The following is a 15718-nucleotide window of genomic DNA, read 5'->3' on the forward strand; positions in this document are numbered from 1 at the left end:
TTCAACAGTAAGGTAAATACGTGCCGCTCGTAAGCCAATAGTATGCGAATTCTCGTTACTGGCGGAGCCGGATTCATCGGGTCGAACTTCGTCCACCACGTCCTTTCTGAACACGAAGACGACGAGATCGTCACGCTCGACGCACTCACCTACGCGGGGTCAAAAGACAACCTCGAAGGCGTACTTGACAATCCCCGTCACGAGTTCGTCAAGGGTGACATCCGCAACGAAGAGCTCGTCCGTGACCTCGTCGACGATGTCGACGCAATCGTCAACTTTGCGGCTGAGTCTCACGTCGATCGATCGATCGAGGGAGCGAAACCGTTCGTCCAGACGAACGTCGAAGGGACGCAGGTGCTCCTTGACGCTGCGAAAGAGGCGGACATCGATCGGTTCCTCCAGATCTCGACGGACGAAGTGTACGGGCAGATCCTTGACGGGAAATTCTCGGAGGACGACAAACTCTCGCCGCGAAACCCCTACTCCGCGACCAAGGCGGGCGCTGATCACCTCGCCCAGAGCTACGAAACGACCCACAATCTTCCTGTGCTCATTACGCGCACGTGTAACAACTTCGGCCCGCGTCAGAACCCAGAGAAGCTCATCCCCAAGTTCATCCTGAACGCAGCAAACGGAGAGAACCTCCCCGTCTATGGCGATGGGTCAAACGTCCGGGAGTGGATTTATGTGGAGGACAACTGCCGGGCACTCGATGTCGTCCTCCGTAAGGGCGAGGTCGGGGAGGTCTACAACATTGGGAGCCACGCGGAGAAAACCAATCTCGGGGTTACGGAGGCAATCATCAATGCCGTCGGTGCGTCTGACGATCTCATTGAGTTCGTTGAAGACCGTGCTGGACACGACCAGCGGTATGCGCTGGAAACTGAGAAGATCGAGGCACTTGGGTGGGATCCGGAATACACCTTTGAGGAGGGGCTAGAACGTACGGTCGATTACTACATCGGGTAATCACTTACAGAAGAAAAGGTCTGGTAGTTCTCAACCAGATATCTCTACTTCAAGCTTCCACTTGCTTCCCCTGTAACCGCTCCTCTGCCTCATCTCGATCCTCGGGATACCCAACGTCGATCCGCCAACCTTCCAACCCAATCGCATCGATCGTCCGACCACTCTGAATCAGCAGGTCAATCGCCTCCGAAATTTCGTACTCGCCACGGTTAGAAGGCTGCACGAGGTGACACGCGTGGAAAATCGCCGGGCTGAACGTGTAGAACCCGGTCATCACCAGGTTCGACGGCGGCTCTTCTGGCTTCTCCACTACGTCAGTAATCTCCCCGTATTGATTCGTGTCACACACCCCGTACCGACTAGCATCCTCCCAGTCAACCTCCTCCACGAGGAACGCCGCATCTGCCCGGTCCTCCTGCTGCCGACGAACCACGTCTTCCAGATTCGCTTGGAAGATGTTGTCCCCGAGCATCAGCATGAAGTCGTCGTCAATGTGCTCTTCGACGTTTAACAGCGCATGCGCGAGCCCTTTTTGTTCACGCTGGTGGGCGTACGTAATCGGCACCCCTCGAACTCGTCGCCGTAGTGCTCGATGATGTTCTGTTTCAGGTAGCCAACCACCACCACCAGTTCATCGGCGCCCAGCTCCACCAACTGCTCGAAACAGTGGGTCAGGATCGGCTTCCCGTCGACCTCGACCATCCCCTTCGGTTTGTCTTCCGTGAGCGGACGCAGGCGCGTCCCCTCGCCGGCAGCAAGTACGACAGCTTTCATGACTATGTTGGAGTTGCCATACACCGCCATATGTCTTTTCACACGGATAACCAAACCTATGAGTGACCCTCTTGCTTACCCGACCCCATGCACCTCTCTGTCGTCGGCAGCGGCTACGTCGGCACCACGATCGCGGCCTGCTTCGCGGACCTCGGCCACGACGTCGTCAACGTCGACATCGACGAAGAGATCGTCGACGCCATCAACGCCGGCGAAGCGCCAATCCACGAGGACGGCCTCCCTGAGCTCCTCGAGAAACACGCCGGCTCCAACAGCACAAACCGCCTCCGTGCCACCACAGACTACGCCGAGCTCCTCAACACTGACGCGACCTTCCTCTGTCTCCCGACGCCGCAGAACGACGACGGCAGTATCGACCTCTCCATCATGGAGACCGGCGCCGCACAATTAGGCGCCACACTCGCCGACAAGGACGACTGGCACACCGTCGTCGTGAAAAGCACCGTTATCCCCGGCTCCACCGAAGACAAAATCACCCCCATCCTCGAGAGAGAATCAAACAAGATCGCCGGCGAGGACTTCGGTATCGGCATGAACCCCGAGTTCCTCCGAGAGGGAACTGCAGTTCACGACTTCCTCGACCCGGACAAAGTCGTCCTCGGCGCCGATGACGACCGCGCGCTCGCGGACATGCACGAAGTGTTCGACCCGCTCATCGACCAGACCGATGCCCCGGTCGTCGAAACTGACACTAGGACGGCGGAAATGATCAAGTACGCGAACAACTCCTTCCTCGCGGCCAAGGTCAGCCTGATCAACGACATCGGGAACATCTGCAAGGAGCTCGGCGTCGACGCCTACGAGGTCGCCGACGCAATCGGCCTCGACGACCGTATCGGTGCGCAGTTCCTCCGCAGCGGCTTGGGCTGGGGCGGCAGCTGCTTCCCCAAGGACACCGCAGCAATCCGCGCAGCGGCCCGTCAGCACGAGTACGAGCCGCTCATGCTCGACGCCGCCACCGAAGTGAATGACGAGCAACCAACGCGCCTCCTCTCGTTCATGGACGACCACGTCGACGTCCGCGGAAAGCGAGTCACCGTCCTTGGCCTCGCGTTCAAGCCCGGGACTGACGACGTCCGTAACTCCCGGGCCATCCCCGTCATCGAAGGCCTCCAGCAGCGTGGCGCTAAGGTCGTCGCCTACGACCCTATCGCTGCCGAGAACATGCGCGAGCACTTCCCCAACATCCAGTACGCAGAAAGCCCTGCGGCCGCGCTCGACAGCGCCTCGGCTGCCCTAATCGTCACCGACTGGGAGGAAATCACCTTGCTCGACAAGGAGTTCGACGCCATGGCCACGCCTGTCGTCGTCGACGGCCGCCGCGCGATCGATCGCAGAGACGGAATCGTCTACGAAGGCCTCACCTGGTAACTGTCGTTTCGACCAGTTCTGAAGCTCGCATAAATCCGTCGCCTATCCCCGTAATTATGCCATAATTTGAAGAATGCTGAACATTTATGACCCCGCCGCCCTACAGTCATATCTAGCGAATCACCAGACGGCGACGAGTGCTGTAACGCAGCGTGACGATATCTAATCGACGCCCGCCGGAACATTTATAAGTAACCCGGCGCCGTCGTGTGAATACGAATCGTCACGTTTCGTGGCTGTACCTGCAGGAAATTGGCAGGTATAGTGAGATATTTGATAAACAGTGGCGTCGATTGGATCACCAGTCACCACACCATTGACTGCTGTCTACGAAAGAGAGGTAAGAACCAGATAAATCGGGACCCATTAGTGAATCGCCATGTACCACATGTCATGAGCCGATACCCTCGATCTGTACGCTCTTCTCGCGTGAAGTGTATCCCGTGTAACGCACCGGCCGCCGAAACTGTCGACGGCGACTACGTCTGTGTTGAGTGTGGCGACACAGTCGTCGGCGACGAGGATTGACACCCGGGATCGATCGACACCCTTTCCACCAACTATCGAACACGAACTCCCATGCAGAACCAACGCGTCCTCGTCACTGGTGGCGCGGGCTTCATCGGCTCAAACCTCGCGAATCAACTCGCCGAGACGAACAACGTCATCGCCGTTGACGACCAGTACCTCGGCACGCCCGACAACCTTGACGAAGCAGTGGAGTTCGTCGACGCATCCGTCGTCGACGACGATCTCCCCACGGACGTCGACGTCGCGTTCCATTTGGCGGCACTCTCCTCCTACAAAATGCACGAGGACAACCCCGCGAAAGGCGCCCGCGTCAACGTCGAGGGGTTCGTGAACACGATCGAACAGGCCCGCAAGGACGGCTGCGACACCGTCGTCTACGCGACCACGTCCTCCATCTACGGCGACCGGACCGAACCCTCTCCCGAAAGCATGGACGTCGAAGCCCGAACCGGGTACGAAGCCTCGAAACTCGCCAGGGAGCGCTACGCCGAGTACTTTCACAACTTCCACGACATGACCCTCGCCGGCCTGCGATTCTTCTCGGTCTATCAGGGCTTCGCCGGCGCCGAGGAACACAAAGGCGAGTTCGCCAACACCGTCGCCCAGTTCACCGACAAGATCGCCAACGGCGAGCGGCCGGAACTGTTCGGCGACGGCACGCAAACCCGCGACTTCACGCACGTCGACGACGTCGTCCGCGCCTGCGAACTCGCCGCCGACCATGAACTCCAGGGCATCTACAACGTCGGCACGGAGGAGAGCTACACGTTCAACGAGATGGTCGCGATGATCAACGACGAACTGGGCACCGACGTCGACCCGAAGTACATCGAGAACCCGCTGGAGGTGTACGTCCACGACACGATGGCCGACTACTCGAAACTCCACGAGGCCACGGGCTGGGAGCCGACGATCGACTTCGAAGAAGGTGTCGCGCGAGTTTGTGAGCCGTACACGGACTCGGTGGTCACGGAGAACTAACCACACTCATGAGCCGCTACCCTCGAACCGTCCGATCCTCGCGTGTAAAGTGCATCCCCTGTAACGTCCCTGCCGCAGAAACCATCGACGGCACGTACGTCTGCGTCGAATGCGGCGACACCGTCATCGGCGCCCGAGACTAACGCGCACCTTTCTCCACGACTACCCGTATTCCTCCCATTGCGACACGTGGGAGTATCTCGTGAGCGCTCACAGGGAGCCGCTGGGGCGATTAACCAACAGATGTCGACGGTATGGCGCGATGTGTTGGTTAAGACTGCGCACTCTCGAAGTCTCGACCTCCGTCTCGAGTCCGTGAACCAGTACGGACTAGCGTCGCTGCCACGAAACGCCCACTCAACAAACCCTCGGCCACCAGCGACCCCTACTGAACAGCCACCCGAAGAGCCGTGACCCGTCACGAGGACATAGAGTTAACAAGAAGGAAACAGATTATCCACTCGTGCGCCTCCTCAAGCGCCTCCGCAGCGTCGTCGACGACGAGCCCACAGCGATGTGGGAGTGTCGACGCTGCGGGGAAACGCTCGCAGCCGACACGGAGGTATGCCCGAACTGTGGGACCAGCGATATCGCCTGCTACCGGTTTAGCTAGTACTGGTGCGAGACGTTGCGGCATCGCCGCCGAGCGGGCGAGACGATCGGAGGGCAGACAGTAACGGACACTGATTTCGGCATCGGATCTGTATTGAGGGAGCCATACACTACCCAAGCCGCATTTGATACACATCAGGACCCGGATTTTGCGAAAGCGCTATTAATTCGGCATGTAACATATTTCGATGATGGGTCCCCGCGAAGAACTCAAAGAAAAGGTCCAACGCCGAACGGACAGCGTCGTCGATGCGACGGCCAACGGAACGGCAGCTGTTGGCCTCCACGATCCGAACCACGATATTGCGGCGTACGAGTCCCTCGACATCGTCAAGCGGGTCGAGCAGGCCTGTCCTGACGAAATCGAGATGCGGGTGTACGTTACCGCGCGACCGGGCGGCGTCGGCGTCAGCTGAGCCAGGGCGTCTAGACCACGACGCCTGAGTCACGGGCACCTCGCTCCTGCTTGCCGGCTCGTCGATGAACCGGCCCTGCCATCAATGTCGGTTTCCACGACGCGACACCATCCTGCGAAGAGAATCGACCTGCCGCAAGCCGTACTCCACGAGACCGCCGATCAGGAAGATCGCGAGAAAGACGAACCACGCCCCGAAGTAGAGTGCGTGGGCGTCCTCGACGCTCGCCGCAAACTCCGACCGAACGTCGATGACGATGAAGCCGGTGAGCAGCGTCGCTGGAACCACGAGCCGGTGGCGAACGAGCAGGTAGAGCGGCACCGCCGCGAGCAGCCACATCCCGACCGTGCTGGATGCATAGAGCACCCACTCGTAGCCACCGGTAATCGTCACGCCGAGTCGGCGAGCGAACCACACCATTACGACGAGGTGGAGTAGCCCACCCGCGGCGGCGACACTCACAGCCTGCCGTCGAGAGACGGGTGGGGAGAGCCAGTCCGGCAAGCCGGGGGGAGCGGGCAGCCGTCGCCAGTCACTCCGGCTGACAGCCTCGACCAACCCAGCAAACAGGAACCCGACGAGCCAGACGGAGGCGTTCATCATGTAGCGCACGATGTACAGCCCGTTCTCGACGACGATGATACCGGTCGGTTCGTCGAGGCGCTCGAATTCGGCGACGTCATGGAACGTCGGTCCGGGTGGCGTGAGCTCCATCCCGAAAACGTAGCCAGTCGTGAGCACGAGGGCCAGCAGCGGAACGACGAGCCGGAAGCGAAGTGCAAGCCAGACTGGAACGGCGGCGACAACAACGAGCCCGCCATAGCGCCAGAGCAAGCCGATCGCTGTGTATTCGGCTGGGCCGACTGCGTAGCCAAGCTCAAGTGCAACACCCAGGAGTCCGGCCGCATGGAGGACACCGACCAACAGACTGCGTGTGATCCGACCGACGGAGGGCATACCTGAGTTGATGTCCGCTTTGGCATCTATCTTGTCCCCATCGAGGGAGCTTGGACGCTGGACAGCGGTATCGAAGGGGACGAACAGGTGAGACACGCCGCCCTACTGCGCTACTCGGTCGGGTCGTTCCCCGCGTTGCTCCGTGAGGAAGGCGCAACAAAACCACCGAAAAACTATTGCGCGTGTTACCACGACTCTAACTGTGACTGGCTACCAACAGACGCTGAAGCCGTTCCTCTGGCGTGCCGAAAACATCACCCCGGAGCGAGAGATCGTCGCCCGCACACACGAGGGGACGAAGCGGTACAGCTACGACGAGTACGGTGACCGCGTCGGGCAGTTGGCGAACGCCCTCGACGAGGCCGGCGTCGAAACAGGCGATCGCGTCGGGACGGTCTGCTGGAACACCGACCGCCACTTCGAGACGTACTTCTCGGTCCCGAACATGGGGCCCAGCTCCACACGATCAACCCGCTGCTGCCCGACGGCCACATCCAGCACATCGTCGACGACGCCGAAGACAAGGTGATCTTCGTCGACCCGTCGCTGGCCGAGAAGCTGGCCGCCGCGTACGACCCCGAGGCGTTCGAGAGCGTCGAGCAGTTCGTCGTCATGGGCTCGGAAGTGCCCGACCTGCCGCTCGAGCCCATCACCGACTACGAGTCGTTCATCGGCGACCAGTCGACGAGCTACGAGTTCCCGGAACTGGACGAGGAACAGCCCGCGGGGATGTGCTACACCTCAGGGACGACGGGGATGCCGAAGGGCGTCGAGTACACCCACAAGATGCTCCACGCCCACACGATGGCGACGATGGTCCCCCAGGCGCTGAACATCGACGACGCGGACGTGGTGATGCCGGTGGTGCCGATGTTCCACGTCAACGCGTGGGGATGCCGTTCTCGGCGGCCGCCGCCGGGGCCAAGCAGGTGTTCCCCGGCCCGTCGCCGGAGCCGGCGGACCTCGCCCGGCTCATCGAGGAGGAGGGCGTGACGCTGACCGCGGGCGTGCCGACGGTCTGGCTGGGCCTCCTCGACTACGTGGAGGAGCACGACGTCGACCTCTCCTCGCTCGAGCGGATCGTCATCGGCGGGGCGGCGGCCCCGGAGGCGCTTATCGAGCAGTTCGACGAACTCGGCGTCGAGGTCCTCCACGCGTGGGGCATGACCGAGATGTCCCCGATCGGGACGGTCGCGAACCTGAAACACGACCTCCTGGACGCCCCGAAAGAGCAGCAGTTCAACGTGAAGTCGAAACAGGGGCTGATCGTGCCCGGCCTCGAGTTCAAGGTGATCGGCGACGACGGCGACGAGATCGAGTGGGACGGCGAGGCGTTCGGCGAGCTGCTCGTCCGCGGTCCCTGGGTGACGATGGAGTACTTCAACAGCCCGGCGGCGAACGAGGCGGACTTCGAGGGGTCGTGGCTCCGGACCGGCGACATCGTCACCGTCGACACGGACGGCTACATCGAGATCGTCGATCGGGCCGACGACGTGATCAAGTCCGGCGGGGAGTGGATCTCCTCACAGGAACTGGAGAACGCGATCATGGCCCACGACGACGTCAGCGAGGCGGCGGTCATCGGTGTCCCACACGAGCGCTGGCAGGAACGACCCGTGGCGATGGTCGTCGCGCCCGAGGGGACCGACCGCGACAAGTTGAGCGAGGAGCTCCGGGAGATGCTCCGCGAGGAGTACCCGAAGTGGTGGATCCCGGACGGGTTCGAGTTCATCGACGAGATCCCGAAGACGGCGACGGGGAAGTTCTCGAAGAAGGATCTGCGAGAGCTGTACGAGGGCGAAGAGAGCGAGCTGCTCGAAGAAGACGCGCCCGCAGACGCGGCCCCGGAAGGCGAGGACTGACCAGCCTCGCTGATTCCGGTACGGTTGGGGTTCGACCGGACGCGACAACGTAAAAAAGCTGAACTCAGTGTTTGTACCTCAGTCGGCCAATGACCGACACGCCCCTCCGTGCCTCAATTAGCCTTCGTGGGGTCATCCTCAACCGACGACGAACTGCTGCTCGTTCGTCGAGCGAGCGATAGCGGGTGGGAGCTCCCTGGCGGTCGACTCGAACCCGGCGAGAATCCCGTTCCCGGACTGCGACGCGAGATCGACGAGGAGACCGGCCTCGACGTCGCCGTCGACGAACCGGTCCACACGGTCGCGTGGCGCAACGACGCGGGCCGGGACCGGTTCGGCGTGTACTACTGCTGTTCCACGACGGATCGGGAGGTCTCCCTCAGTGCAGAGCACACGACGGCCGAGTGGACGCGCCCCGGCGTGGCCCGCCGACGGCTCAGCGACCCGCAGGCCCGGGGCGTCGAACGGGTGATGGAGCGTTCGGTATCCACGCTGTAGCCGGTGGACCCGCAACCCTCTTTTCCGCCCGCCGCCGACCCGCGGGTATGCAGTGGAAGCTCTTCGCCGATCTCGCCGAGGCCGCCGGTGACCGCACCGTCGCGGTCGACGTCGACGACGACGCGAGCGTCGGCGACGCGCTCGAGGCGCTACTGGCCGCGAAGCCGGCGCTCCGCGACCGGGCGCTGACCGAGGACGGCGATCTCCGGGGCGACGTGAACCTCCTCAAGAACGGCGAGAACGTCGACCCGGACGACGGCGTCGACGCCGGCGACGAACTCGCGCTGTTCCCGCCGGTCAGCGGCGGGTAGCCCCGCCTCGTCGGCTCGCTCGCGAGACCGGGGTTTCAACACGGCGCCCGACGACTGACTGCCCGAGATGGCGACGGCCACATTGATCGCGATCTGGCTCCTCGCGCTCGGAACGCTCGGCGTCGGCGCTACCTTCGCGTTCCGAACCGAGACCGCGATCGCCCTCCAGGAACGAGCCGCAGAGCGAATCAGCTCGACACCGCCTTCTGAGAACCCCGAGTTCTACGACGACACCCAGGAGCACCGGCTGTGGACGTTCCGGTTCGGCGGGGTCGTGCTCCTGATCGTCGGGTTCCTGCTGCTCGGGGTGGCGGCTTACGGGACGTTCGTCGTCGACTCCTTCCCGCCCTAGCGGTCGCGGGGGAAGTCGGTGCACTCGGCGTCCGTGCGTGCGCGTTCGGCCGCGGCGTCGATGTCGAACCCGCGGACCAGTTCGCCGTCCCGCAGCAGCGGCTGCATGAGCGACTCGGCGTCGTCGGGGCCCTCGCGGCTTCGCAGCCCGACGTGGTGGCCGCCGTCGTCGGTGCGGTAGACGGCTTTTGCGCCCGAAAGCTTCCCCCGCTTGGCGGCCGGCTCGCCGTCGACCTCGACGATGTCCAGCGCGAAGTCGACGGGGTCGGCGTTGCTGACGTAGCCACCGACGCCGAACCCGTCGGCCACGTCGCGTAGCTCGCGGATCGACGCTGGGTCGATGCCGCCGCTGACGAACACGTCCACGTCGCCGTGGCCGCGGGCGTCGAGCTCCCACTGCACCTCCCGGACGATGTGCCGGAAGTCGCCGCGGCGCGAGCCCGTCGTGTCCAGCCGGACGCTGTCGAGATCGTCGCCCAGCGCCTCGACGGCGCGGAGCACCTCGTCGACCTCGTCGCTGTAGGTGTCACAGAGCGCGACGCGGGGCACGTCGGCGGCGACGGCGTCGTCGAAGGCGCGCCAGGCGTCCTCCTGATTGCCCCGGCCGAAGCAGATCAGCAGTGCGTGTGGCATCGTCCCGCCCGCCTCCCGATCGAGCACCTCGCCCGCGGCGACGTTGGAGATGCCGTCGAGCCCGCCGACGAGCGCCGATCGCTCGACCATCGCGCCGATCGAGGGGTGGACGTGGCGGGTGCCGAAGCTCAACACCGTCGACTCCGGCGCCGCGCGCCGCGCCCGGAGCGCGTTGGTCGCGACCGCCGAGGCGTGAGAGAGAAAGCCCAAAAGCGCCGTCTCGTACCGGGCGAACTCGAGGTACGTCCCCTCGATCCGGAGCACGGGGCCGCCGTCGAACAGCGTCCCCTCCGGGAGCGCGTCGGCGTCGATCGGCAGCCCTTCGAGCAGGTGGGCGGCGTCACGCAGCCCCGCGAGGAGTTCGAACTCCCCCGTCGGGAACTGGTCGGCCGTGACCTCGGCGACGACGTGGGGGTTGTGCCCTGCGTGCTCCAGGGTCTCGGCCGTTCGGTCGAAGTAGGCGTCCGTCGCATCGCCTGACTCGATCGCTTCGGGTGGGATGATGTCGAACTCGCTCATGATCTGGGAGTCGCCCCCGACGCCGGCGGGTCGTCCGTGGGCACTGTCTGGGGCGTGTGAACAAAAAGTCCTGTCAAACGGCGCGATCGGCAGCCGAGTGGGTTCAGCCGGGCGGTCCGTTCGTTCGGCGTCGACAGGTTGCCTACTCGGACTCGTCCAACTGCTCGGCCAGCGTCACCGCGTCGGCGGCGACCGTGGTGTAGTCGACGCCGGCCTCGTCGGAGACCAGGCGGATGTGCGAGGCCAGCAGCGAGAGTGCCTGCATCCCCTCCTGCTGGTGATCGTCCGCCTGCTGGGCGAACGTGGAGTCTACCTCGCGGCCGTCGCGGACGACGCCGACGTAGAGCGCGGTGGCGTCCTCGCCGAGCAGGTCGCGGGCCTCAGAGACCCGCTGGGCGAACTCCGCGTCCTCGTCGCTCCCGGCATCGTCGCCGGTAGCGTGATCGCCGTCAGCGTCGTGGTCGTCCTCACCGGCCTCGGCCGGTGCGCCGTCTTCGCGAGTGTCGTCGACCACGGGAATCAGTCGTCAGGCCGCGGTCGGGCGACGAACAGCGTCTCGACGATGCTGAATGGGTCGTACACGGACTGGTGGCAGGCGCAGTAGACGCCGTCCTCGCCGCCGAAGGAGGCGGAGGACTGAGTCTGCTTGTACCCCGGCACACAGCAGAAGTGGGTACACTTGTTGAGCCACGCAATGAACCCGTCCTGCGTGCTGGCGCTGAGCCAGTCGACGATGGCCTGGTCGGCGTCGGTGTTGCCGTTGGCGATATCCTCGATGATCGGACTCCGGATCACCTGGATCGGGATGGTGTTCTCGGTGTCCTCGGAGCGCCAACGACCGGTCGCCGGCTTCCCGATGCCGGCCTTCCCGATGCCGTTGCCCCACGACTCGTAGTCCTCGAACATGTCGACGTTGAGGCGGTCGCCGCCTTCGAGTTCCTCGCTCTGCCAGTCGTAGGCGGGGCCGGAGTCCGAGCGGAAGTAGTTATCCGACTCGTAGCCCGGTACGATCCCCTGGTAAGACTCGACACCGCAGTACTGGAACCACTCCGAGGAGTAAGTCTGGCCGCCCATCTCGGCCTCCGCGACCTCGATGGTTCGGCCGCCCTGGTCGACCTCCTCGACTTCGGGCCAGAACCCCTTGAGGTACCCCTCGTCGTCGATCTCGACCGGGATCAGGGGCATCCCACGCGGTGCGGGCCCCGCAGTGTTCTCGATGGCCATCGCCGTCGTCGAGCCACCGCCCGACCCCGGCGACTGGGTCGTGGAGTTGATACCGACCGCGCCGGTCGTCCCGACAGCGGCCAGCCCAGCGCCGCCCACGACGCCCTTCACGAACCGCCGCCGCCCCGATTCGGCGGGATACTTGTCCTCGTCTGCGCTCATGTCCAATACGTCGGTGCCGCGTTCTCAAAAGCATGGCGAAGCACCCGAGCAACTGGGGACGGCGCGTCAGTCAGCCCGGTAGGCGATCCCGTCGGGATGGATCCCCGCGTCGAAGCGCTCGACCTCGTCGAACGACTCGGTGTCGATCACCGAAATATCGTTGGTCTTGTTGTTCGCGACGAACGCCCGATCGCCCGACGGGTCGAAGGCGGTCCCGCCGGGCCAGATACCCACGGGGATGCGTTTGACCTCCCACGGCCGGCGCTCGCCGTCGCGGACGAACGCCGTGTCGATCACCGACACGTCGTCGCTCTCGCGGTTGGCCGTGAGCGCGTAGCGTCCCGCGGGGTCGAACACCAGCCGGACCGGCGTCGTTCCGAGCATCGCGGTGCTGGTCTCCTCGTAGCTCCCGCCGTCGAGGACGGTGAGGTTGTCGTCGTCCTGGTTCGCCACCAGCAGTTCGCCCGTGTCGGGGTCAACGGCGAACCCTTCCGGCCCCTCGCCGACCGGCGGGTCGGCGACGACGCGGCGCTCGTCGGCGTCGACGACGGTCACCGAGTCGCTGCCGATGTTGGCGACGTACGCGGTCTCCTCGTCGGGGCCGAACGTGACCATGTGGGAGTACTCCTGGTGGGTCGGGAACGTCTCGAGGAGTGCCTCGGTCTCGAGGTCGAACACGAACAGCTGGCTGCTGTACGTCGACGCCAGCCAGAGTTCGCCCGCGGATTCCCGGACGGCGAGCCCGTGGGGGAACTCGAACAGGTCGTGCTCGAAGCGGTCCCGGACCTCGCGGGCCTCGTTGTCGAGGAAGAGCAGCGAGTTCCCCAGCGAGCAGGTGACGTAGGCGGTCTCGCCGGACGGCGAGAGCGCGATCTCGTGGGGGTTGAAGTCGGTCTCGACGGTCGCGAGCGTCTCGCCCGTGTCGGCGTCGAGGTAGTCGACGGTGTCCTCGTCCTTGTTGAGAACGATGAGTTCGCCCATGGGCGTACTTCGACAGAGCGTGGGTTAATCGCGAGGGTTCCGGAAATCGCGTTACCGTACCTTCCCCCGGGCCTGCACTTCCCAGAGATCCGCGACCTCGCCGTCGCGGACGCCGACGATCAGGTCGTGCAGGTTGATCGTCGTACAGACGTGGGGGACGATGAACTCGAGTCGGTCGCCGACTTCGAACGACGCCTCGGACTCGCTGGTGTCGATCCAGCCGTGCTCCTCGCTGGCGTTGACGTACTCGATGTCGTCGCGGTGCTTCGGGACGGGCAGCTGGGGTTTGTCCAGCGAGAACGTCTTGCTGCCGCCGTCGACGACGAGGCGGTCGTCGTCGGGCACCGAGATCACCGTCGTCAGCACCGTCGCCGTGCAGTCGTCCTTCGACACTTCCCACGGCCGGAGTTCGAGTTCGCCCACGTCGTTGAACGGGTACATCCCGGGTTGATCTCGGTGACGACGGGGGGGGGCTGTAGCGCGAGGTGGCCGTGCCGCCGACTTTGACCTCGGGCACCTCGATCCCGGCGGCCTCGATGTCGTCGACGACCTCCTGTGCGAGCTCCATCGCCGCCCACGCGCGTTCCTCGAACTCCTGTTCCGTCGACGCCTCGCTCTTGACGTGGGCGTCGTAGGCGAGGAGCCCGTCGAACGCGAGCGCGTCGGCGTCGGCGATTCGTCGGGCGAGCTCCGCCGCTTCGTCGGGCGCGACGCCGGTCCGGTTGAGCCCCATGTCGACCTCCAGCACCGCGTGGAGCGTCCGGTCGTTGCGCTCGGCGGCCGCCGCGAGCGCGTCGACCGTCGCCACGGAGTCGACCGTCGTCGCCAGAGCGTCCACTTTCCCGTCGAGCCAGCAGAGCCGGTCGAGTTTCGACTCGCCGACGACCTGGTAGGAGAGGTACACGTCGTCGATCCCGTTGCGGGCCATCGTCTCCACCTCCCCGAGCGTCTGACAGCAGATTCCGGTGTCGCCGGTGAGTTCGACCTCACGGGCCGCCAGTGCGGCGTTCTTGTGCGTCTTGACGTGTGATCGCAGCTCGACGTCGTGCTCGTCGGCGACGGCGGCGTACTCGCGGATGTTGCGCTCCATCGCGTCCACGTCGGCGAGCAGCACCGGCGTCTCGAGGTCGTCGACGGGCTCACCGAGTCGGGGGCCCATCTGGTCGCTGGTCCAGGTGGTCATGCCGAGAAGCCCGGCCGGCGGCGAGAAAAACTGCCGGGAAGCGGTGATTCGCTACCGTAGCATCCGCGAACAGGAGCCACAGAGGTTCTCCTCTTTCACGTCGACCTCCCGCACCGTCGGCGAGAACGACATCACGCACTTGCTGTTGTCGCAGTGTTCCAGCCCGAAGTTGTGGCCCATCTCGTGGACCACCTCCTTCCGGATGCGGTCGGCGAACACCTCCGAGGTGGGTTTGGTGGAGATGCCGCCGTCGGAGGAGGTGTTGAGCCGGTGGGTCGAGATGACCGAGCCACGGCCGTTGAGGTAGGCGCCCGAACACGTAGTTGCGCTGGCGGTAGTAGAGGTCCTCGGTCGTGATGGCGATGTTCTTCTCCCCTTGCCGGTGTTGCTCGCCACCTCGATGAAGCGCTCGGCGCGGTACTGGCTCCGCCCGCGGTCGAGCGCGTCATCGGGGATCGGCTGCTCGTTCCGAACGCCGACGTCGCAGTCGTAGACGGCCCGCAACGCCTCTGACGCCTCGCGTTTGGCGCGGCTCGGGACCGACCCGACTGGAACGATGTCGACGTGCATATGCCACACACGCCGAGATCAGCATAAACCCCGGCATGAACAGCCAAACTGATTCTTCAATCGTCCGACGGCTTCGGGCGCCGGCCGGCTGCTGGAGGTCGGCATCGGCGACCGCACCGGCGTCGCGGCCGGGCTCGTCGACGCCGGCGCCGACGTGCGCGCCACCGACGTGCATCCCGTATCAGTGCCCGATGGCGTCCGGTTCCGCGTCGAGGACGTGACGACCGTCGACGAGCCCGACGCGTTCCACCGCGTCGATGTCGTCTACGCGCTCAACTGCCCGCCGAACTCCACCGCCCGATCGCCGACCTCGCCGAGCGTGTCGGGGCGACGTTCGTGTTCACCACCTCGGCTACGACGAGCCGTCGATCCCCGTCGAGCGCGAGCAGTTGGGTGGGGGCGACGCCCCCGGGTGACGCTGTACCGCGCCGCCACCCGCGAGGCCCGGCGCTGACGCCGCCGCGAGTCGCAAACGCCTTTCGCCCCGGGACCGAGCGGGGTATGCACGCGGACGCGGTCGTCCTCGACGTCGACGGCGTGCTCGTCGACGAGTCGGACTCATACCGGCGGGCGATCATCGAGACGATCGAACGGCGCCACGGCACGACGATCGAGGCGGGACCGTCCAGCGCTTCAAGGAGGCCGGCGGCTTCAACAACGACTGGGAGCTCACCGACGGTGCGACGCTGTTGTGCTCGCCCGGGCGGCGGGCTACACGGGCGACGCCGCCGAGTTCACCGACGCCATCGCCGCCCGCGAGGACGGCGGGGTCGCGGCCGCCCGCGCAGTCCT

16 protein-coding genes and 5 pseudogenes are annotated in these 15718 nt (G+C 64.7%); 12 read left to right on the plus strand and 9 right to left on the minus strand.

Annotation, left to right across the window (positions count from 1 at the left end; genetic code table 11):
• Nucleotides 1-42 precede the first annotated feature (42 nt).
• Nucleotides 43-969 (plus strand): dTDP-glucose 4,6-dehydratase, encoded by a 927-nt coding sequence (gene rfbB / locus SY89_RS13530; protein WP_054582630.1) that lies wholly within the window; start codon nucleotides 43-45, stop codon nucleotides 967-969.
• A 49-nt stretch (nucleotides 970-1018) separates the two neighbouring features.
• Here rfbB and aglF read toward each other — a convergent pair.
• Nucleotides 1019-1743, minus strand: a pseudogene (gene aglF / locus SY89_RS13535) (UTP--glucose-1-phosphate uridylyltransferase AglF).
• Between the two features lie 87 nt (nucleotides 1744-1830).
• Here aglF and aglM point away from each other — a divergent pair.
• The 4 genes from aglM to SY89_RS13550 all read left to right on the plus strand — a co-directional run bounded on the left by aglM (nucleotide 1831) and on the right by SY89_RS13550 (nucleotide 5675).
• The gene (gene aglM, locus SY89_RS13540) at nucleotides 1831-3135 is read left to right on the plus strand and encodes a UDP-glucose 6-dehydrogenase AglM (protein ID WP_054582631.1); all 1305 of its coding nucleotides are present in this window, start codon (nucleotides 1831-1833) and stop codon (nucleotides 3133-3135) included.
• A gap of 579 nt (nucleotides 3136-3714) precedes the next feature.
• Nucleotides 3715-4647, plus strand: a complete 933-nt coding sequence (locus tag SY89_RS13545) for an NAD-dependent epimerase/dehydratase family protein (RefSeq protein WP_054582632.1) — start codon at nucleotides 3715-3717, stop codon at nucleotides 4645-4647.
• 463 nt (nucleotides 4648-5110) lie between these two features.
• Nucleotides 5111-5260, plus strand: coding sequence for a zinc ribbon domain-containing protein (locus SY89_RS17425; protein ID WP_189319077.1), 150 nt, complete (start codon nucleotides 5111-5113; stop codon nucleotides 5258-5260).
• Between the two features lie 187 nt (nucleotides 5261-5447).
• Nucleotides 5448-5675 carry a hypothetical protein gene (locus SY89_RS13550; protein ID WP_054582633.1) on the plus strand — a complete coding sequence of 76 codons (228 nt, stop codon included), beginning with the start codon at nucleotides 5448-5450 and terminating at the stop codon, nucleotides 5673-5675.
• 81 nt (nucleotides 5676-5756) lie between these two features.
• Here the strand turns inward: SY89_RS13550 and SY89_RS13555 are convergent, their stop codons facing one another.
• Nucleotides 5757-6632 (minus strand): hypothetical protein, encoded by an 876-nt coding sequence (locus SY89_RS13555; RefSeq protein WP_054584624.1) that lies wholly within the window; start codon nucleotides 6630-6632, stop codon nucleotides 5757-5759.
• 202 nt (nucleotides 6633-6834) lie between these two features.
• Here SY89_RS13555 and SY89_RS13560 point away from each other — a divergent pair.
• From SY89_RS13560 to SY89_RS13575, 4 genes and pseudogenes are all read left to right on the plus strand, one after another.
• Nucleotides 6835-8494: pseudogene (locus SY89_RS13560) on the plus strand (long-chain fatty acid--CoA ligase).
• A gap of 126 nt (nucleotides 8495-8620) precedes the next feature.
• On the plus strand, nucleotides 8621-8992 hold the full coding sequence (locus SY89_RS13565) for an NUDIX hydrolase (RefSeq protein ID WP_239685466.1): 372 nt from the start codon (nucleotides 8621-8623) through the stop codon (nucleotides 8990-8992).
• Between the two features lie 47 nt (nucleotides 8993-9039).
• Nucleotides 9040-9303: a ubiquitin-like small modifier protein 1 gene (locus SY89_RS13570; protein ID WP_054582636.1), complete on the plus strand. Its 264-nt coding sequence runs from the start codon at nucleotides 9040-9042 to the stop codon at nucleotides 9301-9303.
• Between the two features lie 67 nt (nucleotides 9304-9370).
• The gene (locus tag SY89_RS13575) at nucleotides 9371-9655 is read left to right on the plus strand and encodes a hypothetical protein (protein ID WP_054584625.1); all 285 of its coding nucleotides are present in this window, start codon (nucleotides 9371-9373) and stop codon (nucleotides 9653-9655) included.
• On the opposite strand, the gene SY89_RS13580 is transcribed toward SY89_RS13575, so the two are convergent.
• The 6 genes and pseudogenes from SY89_RS13580 to SY89_RS19715 all read right to left on the minus strand — a co-directional run.
• Nucleotides 9652-10806 carry a nicotinate phosphoribosyltransferase gene (locus SY89_RS13580; protein ID WP_054584626.1) on the minus strand — a complete coding sequence of 385 codons (1155 nt, stop codon included), beginning with the start codon at nucleotides 10804-10806 and terminating at the stop codon, nucleotides 9652-9654. The genes SY89_RS13575 and SY89_RS13580 overlap by 4 nt on opposite strands.
• A gap of 142 nt (nucleotides 10807-10948) precedes the next feature.
• Entirely contained in the window at nucleotides 10949-11320 is a 372-nt protein-coding gene (locus SY89_RS13585) for a hypothetical protein (RefSeq protein WP_054582637.1), read from the minus strand.
• A 5-nt stretch (nucleotides 11321-11325) separates the two neighbouring features.
• Complete coding sequence (locus SY89_RS13590; protein WP_054582638.1) at nucleotides 11326-12192, minus strand: cytochrome b; 867 nt, start codon at nucleotides 12190-12192, stop codon at nucleotides 11326-11328.
• 66 nt (nucleotides 12193-12258) lie between these two features.
• On the minus strand, nucleotides 12259-13173 hold the full coding sequence (locus SY89_RS13595; RefSeq protein WP_054584627.1) for a YncE family protein: 915 nt from the start codon (nucleotides 13171-13173) through the stop codon (nucleotides 12259-12261).
• Nucleotides 13174-13224: 51 nt separating this feature from the next.
• Entirely contained in the window at nucleotides 13225-13614 is a 390-nt protein-coding gene (locus SY89_RS17800) for a type III PLP-dependent enzyme domain-containing protein (RefSeq protein WP_204374460.1), read from the minus strand.
• 100 nt (nucleotides 13615-13714) lie between these two features.
• Nucleotides 13715-14263: pseudogene (locus SY89_RS19715) on the minus strand (alanine racemase); the annotation flags it as partial.
• Between SY89_RS19715 and SY89_RS18690 the strand changes: the two are divergent.
• A complete protein-coding gene (locus SY89_RS18690) occupies nucleotides 14219-14416 on the plus strand; it encodes a hypothetical protein (RefSeq protein WP_239685628.1) in 198 nt (65 codons plus the stop codon). The pseudogene SY89_RS19715 and the gene SY89_RS18690 overlap by 45 nt on opposite strands.
• Here SY89_RS18690 and SY89_RS13605 read toward each other — a convergent pair.
• Nucleotides 14408-14926: pseudogene (locus tag SY89_RS13605) on the minus strand (archaemetzincin family Zn-dependent metalloprotease). The gene SY89_RS18690 and the pseudogene SY89_RS13605 overlap by 9 nt on opposite strands.
• Before the next feature lie 103 nt (nucleotides 14927-15029).
• Here SY89_RS13605 and SY89_RS16145 point away from each other — a divergent pair.
• Entirely contained in the window at nucleotides 15030-15380 is a 351-nt protein-coding gene (locus SY89_RS16145; protein ID WP_239685668.1) for a UPF0146 family protein, read from the plus strand.
• A gap of 47 nt (nucleotides 15381-15427) precedes the next feature.
• Nucleotides 15428-15718: pseudogene (locus tag SY89_RS18695) on the plus strand (TIGR01548 family HAD-type hydrolase); the annotation flags it as partial.

This window comes from Halolamina pelagica (assembly GCF_001307315.1).
GTDB lineage: Archaea > Halobacteriota > Halobacteria > Halobacteriales > Haloferacaceae > Halolamina > Halolamina pelagica_B.